A 24,059-nucleotide genomic window follows, 5' to 3' on the forward strand; every position below is an offset into this window, starting at 1 on the left:
CGCGCCCGAACCACACTGACATGCGACATCAGCCAATTGCGCATGAAAGGCAAACACATCCGTGCGTCGATTCTTTTTTCAGGCCTCCATTGCCACATAGAATGCATTTTGTGATCACACGAATTATTGCTGTGATCACAAAATTCAAAAACATCGGCTATTTATCGCTAACGGTCGAAAAATCCTTTCGTTTGCGCCAAGCGGTGTGTCATGTCAGGGCCAATCGAACCAGGGAGAGGACATCTCTAATGAACATCCACGAGTATCAGGCCAAACGCCTCCTCAAGGAATACGGCGCGCCGGTTTCCGACGGTCGTGTCGTTTTGAACGCGGCCGACGCAAAAACCGCAGCGGGCGAACTTGACGGGCCGCTTTGGGTTGTCAAAGCGCAGATTCACGCAGGTGGTCGCGGCAAAGGCACCTTTAAAGAGGCTGGCGCTGGCGAAAAAGGCGGCGTGCGTCTTGCGAAATCCGTCGAGGAAGCCGCGAAAGAAGCCAATGCAATGCTCGGCCATACTCTGGTCACGCATCAGACCGGCCCGGCTGGCAAACAGGTCAACCGCATCTACATCGAAGATGGCTCCGACATCGCCCGCGAACTCTACCTCGCGTTGCTCGTCGATCGTCAGTCGTCCCGCGTGTCCATCGTGTGCTCCACCGAGGGCGGCATGGACATCGAAGAGGTGGCTGAAAACACCCCTGACAAAATCCTCTCCTTCTCCGTCGATCCCGCGACCGGCCTTCAGGGCTTTCACGGTCGCCGCGTCGCGTTTGCTCTGGGCCTTGAGGGCAAACAGATCAAACAGTGTTCGCAACTGATCCAGAACCTGTACCGCCTCTTCGTCGAAAAAGACATGGAGATGCTGGAAATCAACCCGCTGATCGTGACCCCGGCTGGCGACATCAAATGTCTCGACTGTAAAGCGGGTTTCGACGGCAACGCTCTGTACCGCCACCCCGACATCGTGGGTCTGCGCGACGAGACCGAAGAAGACCCGAAAGAACTGGCCGCATCCCAGCATGACCTGAACTACATCGCGCTTGACGGTGAAATCGGCTGCATGGTGAACGGTGCGGGTCTGGCGATGGCCACCATGGACATCATCAAACTCTACGGCGCAGAGCCTGCCAACTTCCTCGACGTGGGCGGCGGCGCGACCAAAGAGAAAGTGACCGAAGCGTTCAAAATCATCACCTCTGATCCGAACGTCAAAGGCATCCTGGTCAACATCTTCGGCGGCATCATGCGCTGTGATGTGATTGCTGAGGGCGTCATCGCCGCCGTGAAAGACGTTGGTCTGACCGTTCCGCTCGTTGTGCGTCTCGAAGGCACCAACGTCGAACTCGGCAAAGAGATCATCAAAAACTCTGGCTTGAACGTGATTGCCGCTGACAACCTCAAAGACGGCGCGCAGAAAATCGTTAAAGCGGTGAAAGGCTAAGACCCATGGCAATTCTTGTAAACGAAAACACCAAGGTCATCTGTCAGGGCTTCACTGGCTCGCAGGGCACCTTCCACTCGGAACAAGCCATCGCATATGGCACAAAAATGGTTGGCGGCGTGACGCCCGGCAAAGGCGGCTCCAGCCACCTCAACCTGCCGGTGTTCAACTCGGTTCACGAAGCGAAAGCTGTGACCGAAGCCAATGCTTCCGTGATCTATGTGCCGCCGCCCTTTGCCGCGGATTCCATCCTTGAGGCGATCGACGCCGAAATGGAATTGATCATCTGCATCACCGAGGGCATTCCGGTGCTCGACATGATGAAGGTGAAACGCGCCCTGATCGACAGCAAATCACGCCTCATCGGCCCGAACTGCCCCGGCGTGATCACGCCTGATGCGTGCAAAATCGGCATTATGCCCGGTCACATCCACCGTCGCGGTTCTGTTGGTGTGGTGTCCCGTTCCGGCACGCTGACCTACGAAGCTGTGAAACAGACCACCGACCTCGGTTTGGGTCAGTCCACGGCCGTGGGCATCGGCGGCGACCCGATCAAGGGCACCGAGCATATCGACGTCTTGGACATGTTCCTCGATGATCCGGAAACCACCTCCATCATCATGATCGGTGAAATCGGCGGCTCCGCAGAAGAAGAAGCGGCTGAATTCCTGGCCGAGCAAAAGAAAAAAGGCCGTTGGAAACCGACCGCTGGTTTCATCGCGGGCCGCACAGCCCCTCCGGGCCGTCGCATGGGTCACGCTGGAGCCATCGTGGCAGGCGGCAAAGGCGATGCAGAGTCCAAGATCGAAGCGATGAAATCCGCTGGTATCGTGGTCGCTGACAGCCCCGCCACCCTTGGCGAAGCTGTGATGGAAGCGATCAACAAAGGCTAAGCCAACGGCGCTCAGCTCTTAAAAACAGCCTGCGCCCGGTGGTCTCATCGGACGCAGGCTTTGCCGCAAAAACGGCCCAAACGTCAAAGCGACCCAATTTCAGACGCCCTCAGAAGGTCAGTAACATGAACGACCAGAGCCCCAACGACATCCTTCACGCCTCTTCCTTTATGCAGGGGCATAACGCGGAGTACCTTGAACAGGTCTATGCGAAATACACCCAAGATCCCTCCTCTGTGGACGCCTCCTGGGCTGAGTTTTTCAACTCTCTGGGCGATGCCGCATCGGATGTTACCGCCGAGGCCGCAGGGCCGTCTTGGGCGCGCGCCGATTGGCCGCCTGTGCCGCATGACGACCTGACCCAGGCGTTGGACGGGCAATGGGCCGAACCGGTTGCTGCCGCGAAAAAGATCAAAGAGAAAGCCGTCGAAAAAGGCGTTGAGATCTCTGAGGATCAAATCAAACGCGCTGTGCTCGACTCGATCCGCGCGATCATGATCATTCGTGCCTTCCGCATCCGGGGCCATTTGGCCGCCGATCTCGATCCGCTGAAAATGCGTGAAGAGACCCAGCACCCGGAGCTTGACCCGCGCTCTTACGGCTTCACCGAAGCCGACATGGATCGCCCGATTTTCATCGACAATGTTTTGGGGCTGCAACATGCCTCGATGCGTCAGATCATGGACATCGTCAAACGCACCTATTGCGGCACTTTCGCGCTGCAATACATGCATATTTCCGATCCTGAACAGGCCGGTTGGCTGAAAGAGCGGATCGAAGGCTACGGCAAGGAAATCCAGTTCACCCGCGAAGGCCGCAAAGCCATTCTCAACAAGCTGGTTGAGGCTGAGGGCTTTGAAAAATTCCTTCATGTCAAATACATGGGCACCAAACGCTTTGGTCTTGATGGCGGAGAAAGCCTGATCCCGGCGATGGAGCAAATCATCAAACGCGGCGGCAGTCTTGGCGTCAAAGAGGTTGTCATCGGCATGCCGCACCGCGGCCGTTTGTCGGTTTTGGCCAATGTGATGTCCAAACCCTACCGTGCGATTTTCAACGAATTCCAAGGTGGTTCGTTCAAGCCTGAGGACGTGGACGGCTCGGGCGATGTGAAATATCACCTCGGCGCCTCCTCGGATCGCGAATTTGACGGCAACAAGGTCCACCTGTCGCTGACCGCGAACCCCTCGCACCTTGAGGCGGTGAACCCGGTGGTTCTGGGCAAGGCCCGCGCCAAGACCGATCAGAACAAAGACCCGGAGCGCACCTCGGTGATCCCGATCCTGCTGCACGGCGATGCGGCCTTTGCGGGCCAAGGTGTTGTGGCGGAATGTTTTGGCCTCTCCGGTCTGCGCGGTCACCGCACCGGCGGCACGATCCATATCGTGGTGAACAACCAGATCGGCTTCACCACCGCGCCGCATTTCTCGCGCTCTTCGCCTTACCCGACCGACAACGCGCTGGTCGTTGAGGCCCCGATTTTCCACGTCAACGGCGATGACCCGGAGGCCGTGGTGCACGCCGCGAAAGTCGCCACGGAGTTCCGTCAGAAGTTCCACAAAGACGTGGTTCTCGACATCTTTTGTTATCGCCGCTTTGGTCACAACGAAGGCGACGAGCCGATGTTCACCAACCCGCAGATGTACACCAGCATCAAGCGGCACAAAACCACGCTGCAACTCTACACCGAGCGTCTCGTGGCCGATGGTCTCATCCCCGAGGGCGAGATCGAGGACATGAAAGCGGCGTTCCAGGCGCAGCTCAATGACGAGTTCGAAGCGGGCAAGACCTTTAAACCGAACAAGGCCGATTGGCTTGACGGGCGGTGGTCGCATATCAACCGTGAGGGCGAAGAATATCAGCGCGGTCAAACCGCGATTTCGCAAGACACGATGGCCCAAATCGGCCGGTCGCTGACCTCGCATCCCGACGATTTCAACATCCATAAAACCGTGGCCCGTCAACTTGAAGCCAAGGCACAGATGTTTGAAACCGGCAAAGGGTTTGATTGGGCCACCGGCGAAGCGATTGCCTTTGGCTCGCTCTTGACCGAGGGGTATCCGGTGCGTTTGGCGGGACAGGACAGTACGCGCGGCACCTTCTCTCAGCGCCATTCGGCTCTGATTGATCAAAAATCCGAGGATCGCTACTACCCTCTGAACCACATCCGCGAAGGTCAGGCCCATTACGAGGTCATCGACTCGATGCTCTCCGAATATGCGGTTTTGGGTTTTGAATACGGCTACTCTCTGGCCGAACCGAATGCTCTGACGCTTTGGGAAGCGCAGTTTGGTGACTTCGCCAATGGCGCGCAGATCATGTTCGACCAATTCATCTCCTCGGGTGAAAGTAAATGGTTGCGCATGTCCGGTCTCGTGATGCTTTTGCCGCATGGCTATGAGGGCCAAGGCCCGGAACACTCTTCCGCCCGCCTTGAACGCTTCTTGCAAATGTGTGGTCAGGACAACTGGATCGTGGCCAACTGCACGACCCCTGCGAACTACTTCCACATTCTGCGCCGCCAGTTGCATCGCTCGTATCGCAAGCCGCTGGTGCTGATGACGCCGAAATCCTTGCTGCGTCACAAATTGGCGACCTCTGTGGCCGCTGATTTCATCGAAGGCTCCTCCTTCCACCGCGTCCTTTGGGATGATGCCGATGCCACCTACGGCACCGAGAAATCGGAACTGAAACTGAAAGCCGACAAAGACATCAAACGCGTCGTGATCTGTTCGGGCAAGGTCTACTATGACCTGCTTGAAGCCCGCGATGCGGCCGGCAAAGACGACACCTACATCCTGCGCCTTGAACAATTCTACCCGTTCCCGGCGCTTTCGATGGTCAAGGAACTTGAGCGCTTTAAAGAGGCTGAAGTCGTCTGGTGTCAGGAAGAACCGAAAAACCAAGGCGGCTGGTCCTTTGTTGAGCCCAATATCGAATGGGTCCTCACCCGGATCAATGCCACACACACGCGTCCGGTCTATGCTGGTCGTGCCGCCTCCGCGTCGCCAGCCACTGGTCTCGCATCCCAACACAAAGCACAACAAACGGCGCTCGTGAATGATGCGCTCAACATCGAAGGATAATCACATGTCCGTTGAAATCCGCGTCCCCACCCTTGGCGAAAGCGTGACTGAGGCCACTGTCGCAACTTGGTTCAAACAGCCGGGCGACACTGTTGCCGTTGACGAAATGCTCTGCGAATTGGAAACCGACAAGGTGACCGTCGAAGTCCCCTCCCCGGCCGCTGGCACGTTGGGCGACATCATTGCCAAAGAGGGCGACACCGTGGGTGTGGATGCGCTCTTGGCCACGCTGAACGCCGGCGACAGCGCCGCAGCTGCGCCCGCACCGAAAGCCGAAGCCACTCCCGCAGCTGCTCCGGCCTCGTCTGGGTCTTCTGTCGATGTCATGGTCCCGACCCTTGGCGAATCCGTCACCGAGGCGACCGTGGCCACATGGTTTAAAGCCGTGGGTGACACTGTGGCTCAGGATGAAATGCTCTGCGAGTTGGAAACCGACAAGGTCTCCGTCGAAGTGCCGTCCCCTGCCGCCGGTGTGTTGACCGAAATCGTTGCCGCCGAAGGCACCACCGTGGATGCCTCCGCCAAACTCGCCGTGATTTCCTCGGGTGCGGGCGCGTCCGCTGCTGCTCCGGCTGCCGCTGCTGCTCCTGCCGCTGCGTCCACAGGCAAAGACGTTGAAAACGCGCCTTCCGCCACAAAAATGATGGCCGAAAACGGTGTAGATGCCTCTTCTGTGACCGGCACTGGCAAAGATGGCCGCATCATGAAAGACGATGTGCTCAAAGCCATGGCCGCGCCGAAAGCCGCACCGGCTCCCGCTGCCGCGCCGCGCGCACCGTCCGCCCCCTCGGATGCCGCCCGCGAAGAGCGCGTGAAAATGACCAAGCTGCGCCAAACCATCGCGCGCCGCCTCAAAGAGTCGCAAAACACCGCGGCGATGCTCACCACCTATAACGAGGTCGACATGACCGAGGTGATGGCGCTTCGGAACCAATACAAAGACGAGTTTGAGAAAAAGCACGGCGTGCGTTTGGGCTTTATGTCCTTCTTCACCAAAGCCTGTGTCCATGCTCTGAAAGAAGTGCCGGAAGTGAACGCCGAGATCGACGGCACCGATGTGGTTTACAAAAACTACGTCAACATGGGCGTCGCGGCGGGCACCCCGCAGGGCCTCGTCGTTCCGGTCATTCGCGATGCCGATGCGATGTCTTTTGCCGAGATCGAAAAAGCGATCTCCGAGAAAGGCCGTCGTGCCCGTGATGGCAAACTCTCCATGGCCGAAATGCAGGGCGGCACCTTCACCATCTCCAACGGCGGTGTCTATGGCTCCCTGATGTCCTCGCCGATCCTCAACCCGCCGCAATCCGGTATCCTCGGCATGCACAAAATCCAGGACCGCCCGATGGCGATCAACGGCCAAGTTGTGATCCGCCCGATGATGTATCTGGCCCTGTCTTATGACCACCGCATCGTCGACGGCAAAGGCGCCGTGACCTTCCTCGTGCGCGTCAAAGAAGCGCTGGAAGACCCGCGTCGGTTGTTGATGGATTTGTGATTTGATCACTGCGGGGGCGGGACAATTTCCGGCCCCGCCCTATCTCTCCGGTCAATAAAGCCGGAAAGGACAAAAAATGACCCCAGAACTCGCCGCCCTCGCCGCAACTGCCTTTCTCCATTTCGCAATTGTGCAATGGTCCCAGCGCGCGCTTGAGAAAGACATCGGGCGGGAAGGCAATGTGGGCACGCGCGAGGGCATGGACGATAGCCTCTCGGACGCCACCAAACGTCTGCGCCGTGCTTTGGCCAATCACACCGAAAACATCGGCCTGTTCATCATTGCCGTGGTGCTCGTAGAATTCACTGACAGCACCTCACTCTTCACCGGCATCTGCGCTTGGCTCTTTGTCGCAGCCCGCGCGCTTTATGTGCCTGCCTATCGGTTTGCTTGGGTGCCATGGCGTTCGGTCCTCTACCTCTTGGGGCTGCTGTCCACCTTCGCCATGATCATCGCAAGCTTCTTTTGATGACCCCAACCCTCATCCCCCTCGCCCTCGCAGGCCTCTTGCACATCGCGCAATTCGTGGTGGCCTCTTACATGGCGAACAAAGATGTCGGGCCGGGCTACACCACCTCCCCGCGCGACCGTGCACCGTCGCGCGAGATGCGCACCGTCACGGCGCGGATGCTGCGCGCCTATGACAATCACATTCAGATGTTCCCGTTTTTCGCCGCCGCTGTGCTCCTGATCCATGTCACGGGTCAGTCGAGCGGCGTGACCGTGGCGGCGGCGTGGGTCTATCTCATTGCCCGCGCGTTCTACATTCCCGCCTATGCCCTCGGATGGGCGCCGTGGCGGTCCTATATCTGGATGGTGGCGATGCTCTCCATCGCCGTCCTTTTCATTGCCGCTCTGATCTGAGCGGCCCCGCATAGAGTTCAAGACCAAGGAGAAGACCATGGCTTCCTACGACGTAATCATCATCGGTGCTGGCCCCGGCGGCTATGTATCCGCGATCCGCTGCGCCCAACTGGGCCTGAAAACCGCCGTGGTCGAAGGCCGCGACACCTTGGGCGGGACCTGCCTCAATGTCGGCTGTATCCCCTCGAAAGCGCTGTTGAACGCCACCCACCATCTGCATGAGGCGGAGCATAATTTCGCCAAGATGGGCCTGAAAGGCAAATCCCCGTCCGTCGATTGGGATCAGATGAAATCCTACAAAGATGATGTGGTCGGTCAGAACACCGGCGGCATCGAATTCCTGTTCAAAAAGAACAAGATTGATTGGATCAAAGGCTGGGCCACCATCCCGGCGGTCGGCAAAGTCAAAGTCGGCGACGAGGTGCATGAGGCGAAAAACATCGTGATCGCCACCGGGTCTGTGCCGACCTCGCTTCCGGGCGTTGAGGTCAACAATGATGGCGGCGTCGTGGTCGACAGCACCGGCGCGCTTGAGTTGCCGAAAGTGCCGAAAAAACTCGCCGTCATCGGCGCGGGTGTCATCGGCTTGGAACTCGGCTCGGTCTATGCCCGCCTTGGCTCCGAAGTGACCGTGGTCGAATACATGGATTTCATCACCCCCGGCATGGACGCAGACGTCCAGCGCACCTTCAAAAAGCTGCTTGAGAAACAAGGCCTGAACTTCATCCTTGGCGCGGCTGTGCAGGGTGTGGATGCCTCGAAAACCAAAGCCAAGCTCACCTATAAACTCAAAAAAGACGACTCTGAGCACACGCTTGACGCCGATGTCGTTTTGGTGGCCACAGGCCGCAAACCTTTCACTGACGGTCTTGGGTTGGCGGAACTCGGTGTCGAATTCACCCCGCGCGGTCAGGTCAAAACCGACGCCCATTGGGCCACCAATGTCAAAGGCATCTACGCCATCGGTGACGCCATCGTCGGCCCGATGTTGGCGCATAAAGCCGAGGACGAAGGCATGGCCGTGGCAGAGGTGCTTGCGGGCAAACATGGCCACGTCAACTACGGCGTGATCCCCGGCGTGATCTACACCTCACCCGAGGTCGCCACCGTCGGCCAGACCGAAGCGCAGCTGAAAGAAGAAGGCCGCAAGGTCAAAATCGGCAAGTTCTCTTTCATGGGCAACGCCCGCGCCAAGGCCGTGTTCCAGGGCGATGGCTTCGTCAAACTCATCGCGGATGCAGAGACCGACCGTTTGCTTGGTGCCGCGATCATCGGCCCGGCAGCGGGCGACATGATCCACGAGATCTGTGTGGCGATGGAATACGGCGGTTCGGCCCAAGACATCGCGCTGACCTGCCACGCCCACCCGACCTATTCGGAAGCTGTGCGTGAGGCGGCATTGGCCTGTGGCGACGGTCCGATCCACGCCTAAGCGGTTCTAAGATCAAAGAAAAGGCGCCTTAAACCGGCGCCTTTTTTCATGCCTTATCTTCGCCCGTGGCGGCGATATTGGCCATCCGTGCGGCATGTTCGCGGCGCAACACTTTGCGCAGTTCGGCGGAGTTCCAACGCTTCTGGTCCATCTCCGTCTCCGGCACGAACTGCGGCACGGGGGCGGATTTACCATCGTCATCCACCGCCACCATGGTGAAATAGCAGGAGTTGGTGTGGCGCACGGTTTGGGTGCGGATGTCTTCGGCCTCGACCCGGATGCCGACCTCCATAGAGGTGCGACCGACGTAATTCACCGTCGCCCGAAAATGCACCAATTCGCCCACGGCAATCGGTTCCTTGAACGTGACCTGATCGACAGACAAGGTCACCGCATATTTGCCCGAATAGCGCGAGGCGCAAGAGAAGGCGACGCGATCAAGATGGTTGAGCAAAGCACCGCCATGCACCTTGCCGGAAAAATTCGCCATATCCGGCGTCATCAGTTCGGTCATCTCTAAATAACGTGCCATGGCGATCCCTTCAAAACCCTACCCTCCAAAAGACGCTGCAGAGCAGAAAAGGTCAAGCATTGAACTCTAGGCAAAACCCCGCCTCAGACCGCCAACATCCGTAACCCTTGAGTCACATCGGAGCGCACCGCAAGCCGCAATCCCGGCTCATCCCCCGCCCGCAAAGCGGCCACAATCAGCCGGTGGTTTTGCGGCACCTCCGTGCGATTGAGACGGGCATAAAGCGCGCGCATCGTCGGGCCAAGTTGCAGCCAAACCGTCTCCGTCAGCGCCAACATCGCCGGAGCTTGCGCCCGCAAATACAGCGTGCGATGAAATTCAAGATTGGTGCGGATATAGCCGACATCATCGTGTTTCGCGACCATTTCCGCGATCGAGCCATTGATGGTTTGCAGCCGTTCGATCAGGGCCATATGCGCCCGCGGCAAGGCCCGAGAAGCCAGTTCCGGTTCGATCAGAGCCCGGATCGAGGCCAATTCTTCGATCCGCTCATTGCTCAGCTCCGGCGTACTCAAACGACCGGAGGAGCTGAGGTTCAGCCCGCCATCGGCCACCAACCGCCGCACCGCTTCGCGCGCGGGCGTCATCGACACGTCAAACATTTTGCCAATCCCGCGCAGGGTCAGCGCCTCGCCGGGGCGAAATTCGCCATGCATGATGCGCGTGCGCAAAGTGCGGTACACCCGATCATGGGCGGCACCGAGCGTATCAGAGGGGCGTGGGATGGGTGTGATCATGGGGGCAATGTGATCACAAAACATCGCAAGGTCAATCCGTCTCGAACCGCCAGGCATGTAATCCTTCGCCTTCTGAACGCAGCCAGGCCCGATGTTGCGCATGATTGGGGCAAACCCTGGCGACATGCGCCCAAAACCGGTCCGAATGATTCATCTCCAACCGATGTGCCACCTCATGCGCCGCAACATAGTCCAGTACCTCAGCCGGAGCCATCACCAGCCGCCATGAATACATCAGATTGCCCGCGCTGGTACATGACCCCCAACGCGAGCGGGTGTCGCGCAGGGAGATCCGCCCGTAGGTGGTCCCAAGCGCCTCAGCATAGTGATCGGAGGCGGCCCTGAGGCGCAGTTGCGCTTGGAGTTTGAGAAAGGCCTGCACCCGGGCCGCCACGCGATCCTCCGCACCCGGCACATGCAATTGTCCCTCGATCAGACGCGCCGCCCGCCCCTGTCCGGGAACGATCTTGACCTGTTGCCCCAAGAAAGGAATCGCCTGACCAAAACCCACGGTCTGGTCGGGCGTGCGGGCCTCAAGATGCTTTCTGATCCAAAGTTCTTTTTCCCTCAAAAACGCCATGGCTTCGCGTTCAGGCACCCGCTTTGGCATCGACAAGGTCACACGACCATCGAGCCGCGACACGCGCAGCGAGAGCCTGCGTGCCTGCCCAGAGCGGCGCAGGGTGATCTGCACAGGCGGCTGGCCCAACAAAATGGTCTCGCTCACGACGTCTCTTTTCTCCGTTAGGGCTAAAGAGTCCGTGCTCTTTACCACCCGTCTGTCCCAGTGTTTACTTTAGATGAGGGCGAAAGGCTTTGACACCCCCGCCGTGATATGGCATGGCGCGTCAATCTCCGCACCTGGACCAGTTATGACGAAAGGGATTATCATGCCCAATGAGGAATGGGGCGTAAAGCGCGTATGCCCAACCACCGGCAAACGGTTCTACGACCTGAACAAAACTCCGATCGTGTCGCCCTACACCGGCGAAACCGTCACGTTTGACATGAACAACAAGTCGCGCGTGGCCATTGCCGAAAAAACAGCCCCGATCGACGACGATGCCGATGATGAAGATCTGCTGATTGATGATGATGCAGATGTCGATATCGAAGACGATCTGCTCGTGGATGACGATGACGACAATGTCTCGCTCGACGAGATCGCTGACGTGGCCGCAGACGACGACGATTGAAGGCTGAAAGCGGCCTCGTAAAAAAGTTCACGGGGCCGGATTTTTTCGCTTGCAACCCCAAGCGAGACACCCTAGGAAGCGCGAGCGGGCGGAAATTGCCCCTCGCACCCCGCCAGACACAGCGGTAAAATCGGTCAAATGGGGCCTTAGCTCAGCTGGGAGAGCGCCTGCATGGCATGCAGGAGGTCAGCGGTTCGATCCCGCTAGGCTCCACCAAATTCCTATTGAAAAGTGACGGATAGTTCTGCCTTTCGTGTCAGGGGATTTGCCTCTGTCGCGAAGACGGGTGCTGTTTTCCCTACGAAAATCTAAGCGGCTTCGATCCGCGCCTTTCGGCGTGTTGATCGCTTTGCAGCCCTTCCCCAGTCAAACGCGCGATCCGCCATGAGTGATCCTTTTTCATTGAAAGCTGGCTCCGGGGTACGGGCCCTCTGGTCAGGCAGCTACAGATTCTGGCGGCCGCACTCTTTTCTGAAAAATGAGACGGCCATCAGGCGTTCGGGGGTGCTGAGGGAAGGAGAAACGCTAGGTGAGACATCCATCAGTGAATTCCCGACAAAAACACTCTTGAACTTGGTTTCGCATGCCATTAATCGATTTCCGACTGAACTACTCAAGAATTAGGAGGCTGTTGATGCGACTCAAGTTGATCCTGGCGTTGGGAAGTGCTGCGCTGGCGTTTTCCAGCCTGGCCTCACAGGCTGAAACGGACTACCCTCTGACGATCGAAAACTGCGGTCAGACCGTCACCTTCGAACAGGCCCCGCAAAATGCCGTGGCCTTGGGGCAGAACAGCGCAGAAATCATGTTGCTTCTGGGCTTGTCAGACCAGATGGCCGCAACCGCCTTCTGGCCCAATGCCGTGCTGCCAGAAGTGGCGCAAGCCAATAGCGGGATCGACCTACTTACCGTCGAATTTCCATCGCTGGAATCCGTGCTTTCGAAGCAACCCGACTTCGTGGCGGCAATGCTCACGACGCTGCTCGGCCCTGACAGCAAGGTCGCCAAGCGATCGGATTTCGAGGACCTTGGAATCCCGACATATCTTTCGCCAAGTGCCTGTTCGACCACGCTCGATGCAAACGATGCCTATGGCTCGCGCGACGCGCTCTGGAGCATGGACCTGCTCTATAAAGAGATCAAGGATTTGTCCCAAATCTTCGGTGTACCCGAACGCGGACAAGCGTTGATCGAGGATTTCAAAGCGCGCGAAGCCGCCCTGCGCACACAATTCTCCGAGAACGAGGACCTGACCTTCCTTTTCTGGTTCTCCAGCCCATCACCCGCCGATGATGCCTATCTTGGCGGAGGCAACGGGCCATCGGGTTACATCGCAGATGTTCTTGGCGGCTCCAACGCCATCACAACCGAAGCAGACTGGCCAGCCGTTGGTTGGGAGGGCATTATGGCCGCCGATCCCACGGTTTTTGTCGTGGCACAGGTCGACCGCAACCGCTGGGATCTGGACACCGCAGACAACAAGATCGACTTCCTGAAATCCGATCCAACCGTGAGCCAGATGGAGGCGGTGCGCAACGGACGGATCGTAGTCATGAGCGGCGCCGCCATGAACCCGAGTATTCGCACGCTCTACGGCGCCGAGCAGGTGGCCGAGCAACTCAAGGCGCTCGATCTTCCATGATGGCGTCCGAAGCGCCAGAGGGCGGGGCTGGCCGCCTTGCCCTCTTTCTGTGCCTGTCATTGATTGTTCTGGCCTTCACCGTCGCCACTGCGACAGCGATTGGTGATTACAACATCAGTCTGAAGACGGTGTTCCTGTCGGTCACCAACGAGCTGGGCTTGACCGGCGCCGACATCGCACCGATTGAGCAGAGCGTCGTCTGGAACCTGCGCCTGAGCCGCGCGCTGGTGGCCGCACTGGCCGGAGCCGGGCTGGCGATATGCGGCGCGATCCTACAGGCATTGTTGCGCAACGCTTTGGCCGAGCCTTTCGTGCTGGGCGTTTCGGCAGGGGCGTCGACCGGGGCGGTCTGCGTGATCGTGCTGGGCATCGGCGCGGGCGGACTGTCGCTGTCGCTGGGAGCCTTTGCCGGCGCCTTCGCCGCCTTCGCGCTGGTGGCGCTTTTGTCCAACGGGGCGACGAGCGGCCCGAACCACACGATCCTCGCCGGTGTGGCAGCGTCGCAACTGTTCAACGCGCTGACCTCCTACATCGTTACGACGTCCGGTAATGCCCAACAGGCACGGGACGTGATGTTCTGGCTTCTCGGCAGCTTCGGCGGCGTGCGCTGGCTGGATGTCCAGCTTCTTCTGGTGGTGGTGATCGTCAGCCTGAGCGTCTGCATCTGGATGGGCCGGGCGCTTGACGCATTTACCTTCGGTGACGAAGACGCCGCGGCGCTTGGCGTGCCGGTGGCCCGCATCCGGCTGGTGTTGTTCGGGGTGACCGCCCTTCTGACCGCGACCATTGTCAGCATGGTGGGTGCCATCGGCTTTGTCGGGTTGGTCGTGCCCCATGCGGCACGATATGTGGTTGGGCCGTTGCATCTACGGTTGCTACCGGCCTGCGCGGTCGTGGGGGCGGTCTTTATGGTGATCGCCGACATCGCCTCGCGGGTCATCGCCACACAGCAAACAGTGCCAATTGGGGTCGTCACGGCACTGGTCGGCGTGCCGTTCTTTGCGATCATTCTCTACCGCGCGAGGCCTCAGACATGAGTGTCGTTGCGAAAAACCTGAGATGGGGCGTAAAGCGCAAGACCATCGTGTCTGACGTATCACTGACAGTCGCCCCGGGTGAAACGCTTGGCCTGATTGGCCCCAACGGATCGGGCAAATCGTCTTTGTTGCGGTTGCTGGCAGGTTTGAGACACCCATTGTCCGGGCGGGTCGAAATCAACGGTCAGGACATTGCGCAGGTGCCCCGCAAAGCGCTGTCGCGGCAGATTGCCTTTGTCCAGCAAAGCGCGGCGACCGACACCAATGTCACGGTGCGCGATGTTGTGAGGCTGGGTCGAACACCACACCGTTCGGCCCTTGCGGGCTGGTCCGAGACCGACGAGACCGCGGTGGCCCACGCACTTGAGCGTGTGGACATGACGTCCCGCAGGACGCAATCTTGGCAAACCCTGTCGGGAGGGGAACGTCAGCGTGTGCATATCGCGCGGGCGCTGGCGCAGACCCCACAGGTGATGTTCCTTGACGAACCGACCAATCATCTCGACATTCACCACCAGATAGAGATTCTGCGCATGGTGCGCGATCTCGATCTGACCAGCGTTATCGCGCTACACGACCTCAACCTTGCCGCCATGTTTTGCGACCGGATCGTGGTACTGGAGGCCGGGGCTCTTCGCGCCTGCGGCACGCCCGACGCTGTGCTGACACAGGCAATCCTGCGCGATGTCTTCCGGGTCACGGCGCATGTAAGCGGATCGCCCGATGCCGACCGGCCACATATCCGGTTCAGTTCGCAATGAGGTAGGCCACACCCAACGGCTTTGCCGGTACGGCAACTGGCTCCGGGGGCTGGCACCCTCTGGTCGACAACCACCGAGGCTTTCACAAGGCCAATCCACAGGCGAGAAAACATCTATCGAGAAAACATCTATGCGGCCTTTCCCATCCACTCGGACTATCACAACACTCCCAAAGCTGGCGTGCTTCGGGTTTTGATTTGAGGAGCCTCTTCGCCCGCACACCTAGCGCGCAGGTGTGACCAAATCCGCTGCGATCAATCGCACACTGGCCTCAAAGCCGGACGCCGAGCCCACCCGCGGCGAGATCAAGACAAGCGGACTGCCGATCCGTTCGGCAATTGCCGCCACAATGGCAAGGCCAAGCCCGCTGCCATCGGTTTGGGCGCTGGCGCGTTCAAAACGGGCGGTCAGGCGGGCCAGCGTTTCGGGCGGTACCACGGGGCCTTCGTTGGACACGCTCAGTTGACCATCGGCTGTCAATGTCACCAAGATAGGCGCGCTTTGTGACCCGTGCCGCAGCGCGTTTTCAACCAGATTGCGGCACAGAATACCCAAAGCGTCCGGGTCCAGATCAGACATCACCGGGCTTTCTGGCAGGGTCAAAACAATGCGATCCGGGGCGGTGGTGCGCGCAATATCCTCAACGACGATCTGCGCCACCACGCGCAAATCCGAGGCCTGATCCAACCGCAACCGCCCCCCTTCGGCGCGCGCCAATTGCATCAGTCGCTCGGACAGGCGGGTGAGGCGTTTCAGCGTCGCTTCGATTTCGCCGGCGCGGGCGCGGGCCGCAGGATCAGCCGTCTCCGTTTGCAATCGCTGCGCCTGCGCGATGGCCCCGGCCAGAGGCGTGCGCAACTCATGCGCGGCATTGGCGGCAAAACTGCGCTCGGCCTCAAACGCACCGTTCAAACGGTGCAACAGATCATTGAGCGTGGCGGCGATCGGCGCGACTTCGGCAGGCATATGATCCACCGGAATCGGCGACAAATCCCGCGCATTGCGCGTCTCAAGCCGCGCGCGGAAATGGCGTAGAGACGCAAAACTCGCCCGCACCGCCAAAGCAATCGCCAAAAGTGCCACCGGGATCACCACCAAAAGCGGCAAGCCGAGCCCCATCTGAATTTCGCGCGCAACCTGTGTGCGGTGGTCCAAAGGCTCGGCGATGGTGATGCGAATGCTGCCTTGCAACACATCATCATTATAGAGCCGATGCGTGGCGGTTTGACGAAACCCCGGCCCATCATAGGTGGGAAATATCGCCGGATCGGCGGCGTGCGATTGCAACAGGATGCGGCCTTCGCTGTCGCGCACGACATAGGTGAAAAACTCGCTGTGCTCGCGGACCTCACCGATCCTTTGCGTCGCACCGATGTCATCGCGCCCGACAATATCGACGGCGGCCAGTGGCAAAATTCGTTGGGCGGTTTCTTGCAATGCGCTGTCAAACACCTCATCCATTTCCTGGCGCAAAATCACCGCCGTCACAGAGGCCGTCGCAATCCACAACAGTGTCAACAACACGCCGAGCGACAGCCCCAATCGGGCCTGAAGACTGCGCGGCATTCTCATGGTTTGCCCAAACGGTAGCCCATGCCACGCTCCGTCTCGATCACCCCCGCGCCCAGCTTCTTGCGAAGGCGACTGACATGAACTTCGATGGTGTTGCTTTCGACCTCCGAGGAGAAGGCATAGAGTTTTTCTTCGAGTTGAGGTTTCGACAAAAGCTGGCCGGGACGCGCCAAAAACGCCTCCAGCAAGGCCCATTCGCGGGCGGTTAAAGCCACCTGTTTGCCATCGCGATGCACGCTGTGCGCCGCGAGATCAATGTCGAGCGCGCCGTGGCTGATGATCGGATTTGGGTTGCCGGAATAGCGCCGCGCGACCGATCCGATCCGGGCAGAGAGTTCCGCCAAATCGAACGGTTTGACCAGATAATCATCGGCCCCTGCATTCAGCCCCTCGATCCGGTCTGAAATCTGATCCAAGGCGGTCAAGATGATCACCGGGGTCACATCCCCTCGCGCGCGCAGGGTTTTGAGAAATCCGATCCCGCGCCCATCGGGCAGCATCAAATCCAACAGGATCAGATCAAACGCCGCGCCATGGATCGCATCCATAGCTGCATCAAGACGGTTGGCCCAATCCACCGAATGGCCATCCGCCGCGATCTGGTCGCGCACGGCGGCGCCCAAAACAGTGTCATCCTCAATCAACAGGAGTCGCATGGCTTTCCCTTTTATCTCTTGATGATCTTCTATCACCTTTCTGGCTGACGCAAAGCTGACGCAGAGATGTGTCTCGCGTCAGGTTCCCGTCAGCTTGGAGATGCACAGTCCTCCCAAGATGGCCGCAAAACGGAGTTTGGCCCATGAAGACACCATTGACAATTCTGAGCTTTCTCCTGGCCTTGCCCGCCGGGATGGCCTTGGCCGAGGACGATTGTTTCGTGCCCATGGCCGATTGGCAACCGCGCGAAGCGGTGGCCCAACTGGCGCAAGAAAGCGGTTGGACGGTGCGCCGGATCAAGATCGACGATGGCTGCTATGAAATCATCGGCAGCGATGCCGAGGGCCGCGCGATTGAAGTGACGGTACACCCCGCAACGCTTCAAGTGCTTGAATTCGAATATGAAGACGAGGCGGAGGACGACGATCATCACCACGTTGAACGTGACGAACGTCATGATGACTGAAGGCCTGCGCCTTAGTTTTCCGACGCCTCGTTTTCCCACGCCTTGTTTTCCCACGCCTTGTATCCCATGCCGTGTGTCCCCTCGGCCCCCTTGGCCCCGTCCTGACCGGCGGGGCCTTTTTTTGGACCTGACTTTGGCACCTGACAGCAAGCTGAAGCAAAAATCTTTTCCGCGTCAGGCGACGCTCAGCTTGGCACCACAGTGTGTCACAAAATGAACAAAGGACCCGTACCCATGAAAAAGACCGTAACCCTTCTTGTCGCCTCAACCGCCCTGTCCGCCACATTCGGCTTGCCCGCATGGAGCGGCCCCTCTGCTCCGCTTTATGGCATACCGCTCGACGCCGCGTCCGCAGGTGCCGACGCCTCAAACACACCCTCTCTCATGTTTGTCAGTGATGATGACAATGAGGGGCGCGGTTGGTTGCGTTGGCTTGGGGATGATGACGACGATGATGATGATGATGACGAGTGCGAAGATGATGACGAGGACGAAGACGATGACGATGAGGACCGCCGTAAAAACAGATACGACGACGATGACGATGATGATGACTGCGGCGGGATCACCAACACGCCTGCCGCCGCAGGCACCGTTGCCCCACCGCAAAACGGACTCTTTGGCACCGACACCCCACCGCAAGTTCAGGTGAATTAAATGACACCGCGCTGCGCCGGGACGGCCGCTGCAGCGCGTATAAACTGTGACAAAAAAGGAAAGCCCAAGATGAAATCTGTTCTCGCAACTCTGGCGCTCACCACGGCGCTGACCCTGCCCGGCCTCGCCATGGCGCGCCCCGTGACCCTCACAACACAGCTCAAAAACTATGGTGGCGATGGGGCCTATCTGGCGGTGTATGTCACCGACCCCCAAGGGGCCTATGCTGGCAGCCTGTGGATGGCGGGTCGAAAGTCGAAATATTACAAACACCTGACCGATTGGTATCGGTTCACCGGTGGCGACACGGCGCAGATCAATGGGATCACCGGCGCAAGTGTGGGGGCGGGGCGATCATTGAAAATCTCGCTGGATCTGGCGGATGCGCTGTTTGATGCTGGCTATACGCTTCATATCGACGCCGCCGTCGAAGATCGCCGCGACAGCCCGAATGAGATTTCTGTGCCTTTGACCTCCGAGGGGGCCGGAACCGCCGTGACGGGCCGCAGCTACATCGCCAATTTCACCTACGACATGTAAAAAGGACAGAGCCATGATCCGCAAACTCCACCGTTGGCCGGGTCTTTTGGCTCTGGCTCTAGTCACCCTTCTGGCGCTCAGTGGCGCGGCTTTGTCGATCTTTCCAAGCCTCGAACATCTGTCCGCGCCGCAAACGGTCAGCGATCAAAGCGTGGCGGATCTCGCCACGCGCATCCAAAGCGCCCTCCCCGGTGTCGAGCAAATCAAACGCGCGCCTTCGGGGCAGATCACCGCCTATTGGTTCAAAGACGGCACCCCCGGCGCCGGCATCATTGATCCGCTCACCGGCCAAGCGGTCGCCTCCGCCGATCCAAACCCGGTGCTGCGCTGGTTGACCAATTTGCACCGCTCGCTGTTTTTGGGCGATGGCGGACGGATTGCCATGGCGGTTGGGGCTTTGGCGATGCTGGTCCTTTCAATCTCTGGCACGCTTTTGGTGGTGCGGCGCGTTGGCGGCTGGCGGCGCTGGTTTGCGCCTCTGCGCGGGCCATGGGCGGGGCGCATTCACGTTGAACTGGCCCGCGTGGCGGTTCTGGGCCTTGCGCTCTCGTCGGTGACCGCCCTGTGGATGACCTCCTCAACCTTTGATCTTTTGCCGGATGGCGAAGCGATCCCGGCCTTCCCCACTGAAACCAGCGGCGAAACGGGCGCGGCCTTTGCCGCGATGGAGCGCCTTGCGAGCACCCCAGTGTCTGAGTTGCGCGAATTGAGCTTTCCCTACCCCGATGATGCCAGTGACGTGTTCTCCCTGACGACCGATCAGGGCACGGGGTTTATCGACCAAGGCACCGGCAAGATGCTGGCTTGGGCCGATCTGAGTCCCATGCAAAGCCTGTCTGAGACCATCTATATGCTGCACACGGGTCAAGGGGCCGCACTGTTGGGCCTGGTGCTTGGCATGATGGCGCTGGCCATTCCGGCGATGGGGTTTACCGGCGTTTTGATCTGGCTCTCGGGTCGCCGTGGGCGGCCGCGTTTGCATCACAATGCCCCAGCCAGTCGCGCCGAAACGATCCTCTTGGTCGGTAGCGAAGGCGGTAGCACTTGGGGCTTTGCCGCGACGCTGCACAAAGCCTTGACCGAGGTCGGGCAAACCGTCCATGCCACCGCGCTCTCCGCCTTTGATCCAAGCCGCTATGGCAACGCCAAACGCATCCTCATTTTGGCCGCCACCTATGGCGATGGCGACGCGCCGAGCACCGCCAAGGGCTTTCTCGATCAACTCGCCAAATCTGAGGTCCTGCTAAATGTTCCGCTGGCGGTGCTTGGCCTGGGCGATCGCAGCTTTCCGGCCTATTGCGCCTATGCGCAAGCGGTCTCACAGGCGGCACGGGCCAAGGGCTGGTCCGAACTTTTGGCCTTTCACACCGTCGATCGGCAATCGGCACAAGAATTCGCCCGCTGGGGCCGTGCGCTTGGCACGGCGATGGGAATCCCGCTTGAACTGGCCCACCATCCGGTCCAACCCGCAACACAGGTTCTGACCCTGATAGATCGCCGCGATTATGGTGCCGAGGTTCAGGCCCCGACGGCAATCCTGCGCTTCGCCTTGCCCAAAACCTCGCTCATGCAACGGTTGATGCGGCGCGGCTTTGGGCGGTTCCAAGCGGGTGATTTGATCGGTATCCTGCCCGAAGGCTCCGCTGTGCCCCGGCTGTACTCGCTGGCCTCTGGCACCCATGACGGCTTTGTCGAAATCGTGGTTAAAAAACATCCCGGCGGGCTGTGTTCCGGCCAACTGATTGAGTTGAAAGTGGGCGAGACGGTCACTGGCTTCTTGCGCCGCAACACGGTGTTTCACCCGGACAAAGGCCGCGCGCCGTTGATCTTGATTGGGGCGGGCACGGGCATCGGGCCGCTGGCCGGGATCATCCGTGGCAACACCCGCAAACGCCCGGTGCATCTGTTCTTTGGCATGCGCCACCCGGACAGTGACTTCCTGTATGGGTCGGATATGCGGGATTGGAAAAACGCCGGGCAGATGACACATCTCACCACCGCCGTATCACGCACCGCACGACCGCAATATGTCCAAGATGCTCTCCGCTCCGAACAAAGCGACGTGATCCGATTGATCCGCGACGGTGCCCGTGTGATGGTCTGTGGCGGACGTGACATGGCGCAAGGCGTGTCCGAGGCCTTGACGGATATATTGGCTCCTGTGGGACTCACCCCGTTCATGCTCAAGTCAGAGGGACGCTATGTCGAAGATGTCTACTGATCTCACCCGCCACGCGCTCAACGGCCCGACCATGGGCACACGCTGGTCGGCGCAGTTTCACACCGCCCCGGACGTGGACCCATCTGTGATCCAAATCGCACTTCAGGCGGCTGTTGCCGAGGTCGACGCGCAGATGTCGACATGGTCCGCCGACAGCGATTTGATGCGCCTCAACGCAGCGCCCGTGGGCGAGTGGTGCGATGTGCCTGCCATGCTGATGGCCGTGATCAGCCTTGGGCTTGAGATCGGGCGTGCCTCAAAGGGCGCGTTCGATATTGGCATGGGGGATGCGGTGACGGCATGGGGTTTCGGCCCCGCCGAGGCCGCACCCGACCGGATCAAGGCCGCGATGAACACCAATCGCGTGCCCGCCTCTGAGGCGCTTGATCTGGATGTCGCGGCAGGACGCCTGCGCAAAACCGCACCCGTCGCTTTGGACCTCAACGGCATTGCCAAAGGCTATGGCGTGGACCGATTGGCCGAGACCCTGCGCGGCGTTGGCATCATGAATGCGCTCGTCGGCATCGACGGCGAAATGCGCGCGATGGGCCTGCGCCCCGACGCTGCGCCTTGGTCCATCGCGGTCGAGGCCCCGGACGCAGAAAGCCGCAGCGCGCATTCGGTGTTGGCCTTGCAAGACGCGGCTGTGGCCACCTCTGGCGATTACCGCCATTGGGTCGAAGTCCAAGGCCGCCATCTGTCGCACACCATGGACCCGCACCGGGGCGCGCCCCTGATGAACTCTCCCGCCTCCGTCACCGTTGTGGCCCAAACCTGTGCCGAAGCCGATGCTTGGGCCACCGCACTGATGGTGCTCGGCACCGAACAGGGCGCTGCCCTTGCCCGCGCGCGGGGCTTGGAGGCGCTGTTCTTGCTCCGCACGGGCCAAACCGAGTATCGCAGCCTTGGCGTCGGTCGTTTATTTACCGATGAGGACGCGGCGGCACACGCCCCAAGGAGAGCCGTATAATGGACTTTGCGCGGATCGACCGGATGAAAACCGGACTGTTGGGGCTGGCGATCGCCGGGCTTGTGATCGGGCTTGGCCTGTTTCTCGCGGGGATCGAAGACCTCGCACACCTTGTCTGGACGCTCGGTGTTCTCCCAGTGTTGATCGCGCTTTTGGTCGAAATTCTGCGCAGTCTGCGCGCTGGAGAGGTCGGGCTTGATATTGTCGCCGCCCTGTCGATGTCGGCGGCGCTTGGCTTTGGAGAAACCATGGCGGCAGCCGTAGTTGCCGTGATGTATTCCGGTGGCACCTTCCTTGAAAGCATGGCCGAGGGCCGCGCCCGCCGTGAAATGCATGATCTGTTGTCTCGCGTGCCGCGCACAGCCACCCGACATCGAAATGGCGGGCTGGAAGACGTGCCCCTGGACGACATCCAGCCCGGTGACCTTTTGCTGATCCGCCAAGGCGATGTGGTGCCCGTTGATGGCGTGATTGCCTCCGAGACCGCCTTTGTCGATACCTCTGCGCTCACCGGCGAGTCGCTTCCGGTGCGTTTGACGCAGGGCGCTGAGACGATGAGCGGGTCGACCAATGCGGGCGCGCCGTTTGATCTGACCGCAACCCACCCGGCCAAAAACAGCACCTATGCCGGGATCGTGCGTCTGGTCGAAGAGGCCCAGCGCTCAAAGGCGCCGATGGCGCGGTTGGCGGATCGTTGGTCTTTGGGGTTTTTGATCGTCACCGTGGTGATCGCCGGGGCCGCTTGGGGACTGACCGGCGATCCGATCCGGGCGGTGGCGGTTTTGGTCGTGGCGACCCCCTGCCCGCTGATCCTTGCCGTGCCCGTTGCCCTGACCGCAGGCCTGTCGCGTGCGGCGCATTTTGGCGTGTTGATCAAAGGCGCTGCTCCGCTTGAAACCATGGCGCGCAGTCGCACGTTGATCTTGGACAAAACCGGCACGCTCACCGATGGGCGGCCACAAATTATCCGCATCGACACTCAAAACACGCACAGCGACACCGACATCTTGCGCTTCGCCGCAGCCCTTGATCAGGCGTCAAAACACCCGGTCGCTCAGGCGATTGTCGCCGCCGCGAAAGCCAGGGGGCTGTCCCTGCCCCTGCCCACCAATGTGGTTGAAATCCCCGGCGAAGGCGTCAGCGGCAGGGTCGATGGCCATGCGGTCGTCGTGGGCGGCACGGATTTGATCGCCCAGCACGTGACAGGACCTGCCCCGCGCCCCATGCGGTCTGCGGGGTCGGTGCTTGTGGCTTTGGCGGTAGACGGACAGATGGCCGGGCATCTCGTCATGGCCGATCCGCTGCGCGCGGGCACACAGGCCATGTTGGCCGGGCTGCGCGCACAAGGGATCCTGCGGATCGTACTGGCCACCGGCGACCGTGCAGACGTGGCCGAACGGGTGACCGAGGGGCTGGGCCTTGATGCGCTTCGGGCCGGGTTGTCGCCCGATCAAAAGGTGCTTTTGGTTCTGACCGAGCGCAAAAATGGCCCGGTGATGATGGTCGGCGATGGGGTGAATGATGCGCCCGCCCTGGCCGCCGCCGATGTCGGCGTCGCCATGGGCGCGCGTGGGGCCGCCGCCTCGGCTGAGGCCGCCGATGTGGTCTTGCTGGTGGACCGGATCGACCGGCTTGGACCGGGGATCGAGATTGCCCGCTCCGCCCGTCGCATTGCTGTTGAAAGCGTGGTGGCCGGCATCGGACTGTCGGTTTTGGGCATGATCGCGGCGGCGTTTGGATACCTCACGCCGGTGCAAGGCGCGCTGTTGCAAGAGGTGATCGACGTGGCCGTCATCCTCAACGCGCTACGGGCCTTACGCATCACGCCCACGGGCCTCCTTGCCGCCGAATAACCCTTG

At 60.1% G+C, this 24,059-nt stretch carries 22 protein-coding genes and 1 tRNA gene; 18 read left to right on the forward strand and 5 right to left on the reverse strand.

Annotated features, from left to right (window positions below; all coding sequences use genetic code 11):
- Window positions 1-248 precede the first annotated feature (248 nt).
- From sucC to lpdA, 7 genes are all read left to right on the forward strand, one after another.
- A complete protein-coding gene (sucC, locus tag B30_RS17015; protein ID WP_009573388.1) occupies window positions 249-1,442 on the forward strand; it encodes an ADP-forming succinate--CoA ligase subunit beta in 1,194 nt (397 codons plus the stop codon).
- A 5-nt stretch (window positions 1,443-1,447) separates the two neighbouring features.
- Window positions 1,448-2,335 carry a succinate--CoA ligase subunit alpha gene (sucD, locus tag B30_RS17020; protein ID WP_009573389.1) on the forward strand — a complete coding sequence of 296 codons (888 nt, stop codon included), beginning with the start codon at window positions 1,448-1,450 and terminating at the stop codon, window positions 2,333-2,335.
- Between the two features lie 125 nt (window positions 2,336-2,460).
- Complete coding sequence (locus B30_RS17025; RefSeq protein ID WP_009573390.1) at window positions 2,461-5,421, forward strand: 2-oxoglutarate dehydrogenase E1 component; 2,961 nt, start codon at window positions 2,461-2,463, stop codon at window positions 5,419-5,421.
- A gap of 4 nt (window positions 5,422-5,425) precedes the next feature.
- Window positions 5,426-6,916, forward strand: coding sequence for a 2-oxoglutarate dehydrogenase complex dihydrolipoyllysine-residue succinyltransferase (odhB, locus tag B30_RS17030; protein WP_009573391.1), 1,491 nt, complete (start codon window positions 5,426-5,428; stop codon window positions 6,914-6,916).
- Between the two features lie 76 nt (window positions 6,917-6,992).
- Window positions 6,993-7,385, forward strand: a complete 393-nt coding sequence (locus B30_RS17035) for an MAPEG family protein (protein WP_009573392.1) — start codon at window positions 6,993-6,995, stop codon at window positions 7,383-7,385.
- Window positions 7,385-7,780 (forward strand): MAPEG family protein, encoded by a 396-nt coding sequence (locus B30_RS17040; protein ID WP_009573393.1) that lies wholly within the window; start codon window positions 7,385-7,387, stop codon window positions 7,778-7,780. The genes B30_RS17035 and B30_RS17040 overlap by 1 nt, the downstream gene beginning before the upstream one ends.
- Window positions 7,781-7,817: 37 nt before the next feature.
- Window positions 7,818-9,212, forward strand: a complete 1,395-nt coding sequence (gene lpdA, locus B30_RS17045; RefSeq protein WP_009573394.1) for a dihydrolipoyl dehydrogenase — start codon at window positions 7,818-7,820, stop codon at window positions 9,210-9,212.
- A 46-nt stretch (window positions 9,213-9,258) separates the two neighbouring features.
- Here lpdA and B30_RS17050 read toward each other — a convergent pair whose 3' ends face one another.
- The 3 genes from B30_RS17050 to B30_RS17060 all read right to left on the reverse strand — a co-directional run bounded on the left by B30_RS17050 (window position 9,259) and on the right by B30_RS17060 (window position 11,208).
- Window positions 9,259-9,744, reverse strand: coding sequence for an acyl-CoA thioesterase (locus B30_RS17050; protein ID WP_009573395.1), 486 nt, complete (start codon window positions 9,742-9,744; stop codon window positions 9,259-9,261).
- Window positions 9,745-9,827: 83 nt separating this feature from the next.
- Entirely contained in the window at window positions 9,828-10,481 is a 654-nt protein-coding gene (locus B30_RS17055) for a GntR family transcriptional regulator (protein WP_040402851.1), read from the reverse strand.
- Between the two features lie 31 nt (window positions 10,482-10,512).
- On the reverse strand, window positions 10,513-11,208 hold the full coding sequence (locus tag B30_RS17060) for a M48 family metallopeptidase (protein WP_009573397.1): 696 nt from the start codon (window positions 11,206-11,208) through the stop codon (window positions 10,513-10,515).
- A 163-nt stretch (window positions 11,209-11,371) separates the two neighbouring features.
- Here B30_RS17060 and B30_RS17065 point away from each other — a divergent pair, with 163 nt between their 5' ends.
- The 5 genes from B30_RS17065 to B30_RS17085 all read left to right on the forward strand — a co-directional run bounded on the left by B30_RS17065 (window position 11,372) and on the right by B30_RS17085 (window position 15,117).
- Window positions 11,372-11,677, forward strand: coding sequence for a TIGR02300 family protein (locus B30_RS17065; RefSeq protein WP_009573398.1), 306 nt, complete (start codon window positions 11,372-11,374; stop codon window positions 11,675-11,677).
- A 140-nt stretch (window positions 11,678-11,817) separates the two neighbouring features.
- A tRNA-Ala gene (locus B30_RS17070) sits at window positions 11,818-11,893 on the forward strand.
- Window positions 11,894-12,311: 418 nt separating this feature from the next.
- On the forward strand, window positions 12,312-13,319 hold the full coding sequence (locus B30_RS17075; RefSeq protein ID WP_009573399.1) for an ABC transporter substrate-binding protein: 1,008 nt from the start codon (window positions 12,312-12,314) through the stop codon (window positions 13,317-13,319).
- Window positions 13,316-14,356 carry a FecCD family ABC transporter permease gene (locus B30_RS17080; RefSeq protein ID WP_009573400.1) on the forward strand — a complete coding sequence of 347 codons (1,041 nt, stop codon included), beginning with the start codon at window positions 13,316-13,318 and terminating at the stop codon, window positions 14,354-14,356. The genes B30_RS17075 and B30_RS17080 overlap by 4 nt, the downstream gene beginning before the upstream one ends.
- Complete coding sequence (locus tag B30_RS17085; protein ID WP_009573401.1) at window positions 14,353-15,117, forward strand: ABC transporter ATP-binding protein; 765 nt, start codon at window positions 14,353-14,355, stop codon at window positions 15,115-15,117. The genes B30_RS17080 and B30_RS17085 overlap by 4 nt, the downstream gene beginning before the upstream one ends.
- 222 nt (window positions 15,118-15,339) lie before the next feature.
- Here the strand turns inward: B30_RS17085 and B30_RS17090 are convergent, their stop codons facing one another.
- Together B30_RS17090 and B30_RS17095 are read right to left on the reverse strand one after the other, a co-directional pair.
- Entirely contained in the window at window positions 15,340-16,689 is a 1,350-nt protein-coding gene (locus tag B30_RS17090; RefSeq protein ID WP_040402826.1) for an ATP-binding protein, read from the reverse strand.
- Complete coding sequence (locus B30_RS17095; protein ID WP_009573403.1) at window positions 16,686-17,345, reverse strand: response regulator transcription factor; 660 nt, start codon at window positions 17,343-17,345, stop codon at window positions 16,686-16,688. The genes B30_RS17090 and B30_RS17095 overlap by 4 nt, the downstream gene beginning before the upstream one ends.
- Window positions 17,346-17,488: 143 nt before the next feature.
- On the opposite strand from B30_RS17095, the gene B30_RS17100 reads away from it, so the two are divergent.
- The 6 genes from B30_RS17100 (at window position 17,489) to B30_RS17125 (ending at window position 24,053) form a co-directional block, all read left to right on the forward strand.
- Entirely contained in the window at window positions 17,489-17,812 is a 324-nt protein-coding gene (locus B30_RS17100) for a PepSY domain-containing protein (RefSeq protein ID WP_009573404.1), read from the forward strand.
- A gap of 234 nt (window positions 17,813-18,046) precedes the next feature.
- Window positions 18,047-18,469 carry a hypothetical protein gene (locus B30_RS22395; RefSeq protein ID WP_009573405.1) on the forward strand — a complete coding sequence of 141 codons (423 nt, stop codon included), beginning with the start codon at window positions 18,047-18,049 and terminating at the stop codon, window positions 18,467-18,469.
- Between the two features lie 69 nt (window positions 18,470-18,538).
- Window positions 18,539-19,009 (forward strand): DUF2271 domain-containing protein, encoded by a 471-nt coding sequence (locus B30_RS17110; protein ID WP_009573406.1) that lies wholly within the window; start codon window positions 18,539-18,541, stop codon window positions 19,007-19,009.
- Between the two features lie 13 nt (window positions 19,010-19,022).
- On the forward strand, window positions 19,023-21,230 hold the full coding sequence (locus B30_RS17115) for a PepSY domain-containing protein (RefSeq protein ID WP_009573407.1): 2,208 nt from the start codon (window positions 19,023-19,025) through the stop codon (window positions 21,228-21,230).
- Window positions 21,211-22,200, forward strand: coding sequence for an FAD:protein FMN transferase (locus B30_RS17120; RefSeq protein ID WP_009573408.1), 990 nt, complete (start codon window positions 21,211-21,213; stop codon window positions 22,198-22,200). Before B30_RS17115 ends, B30_RS17120 begins: the two co-directional genes overlap by 20 nt.
- Complete coding sequence (locus tag B30_RS17125; RefSeq protein WP_009573409.1) at window positions 22,200-24,053, forward strand: heavy metal translocating P-type ATPase; 1,854 nt, start codon at window positions 22,200-22,202, stop codon at window positions 24,051-24,053. The genes B30_RS17120 and B30_RS17125 overlap by 1 nt, the downstream gene beginning before the upstream one ends.
- Window positions 24,054-24,059 lie beyond the last annotated feature (6 nt).

It is taken from the genome of Celeribacter baekdonensis B30, from assembly GCF_000299875.1.
Lineage (GTDB): Bacteria > Pseudomonadota > Alphaproteobacteria > Rhodobacterales > Rhodobacteraceae > Celeribacter > Celeribacter baekdonensis_A.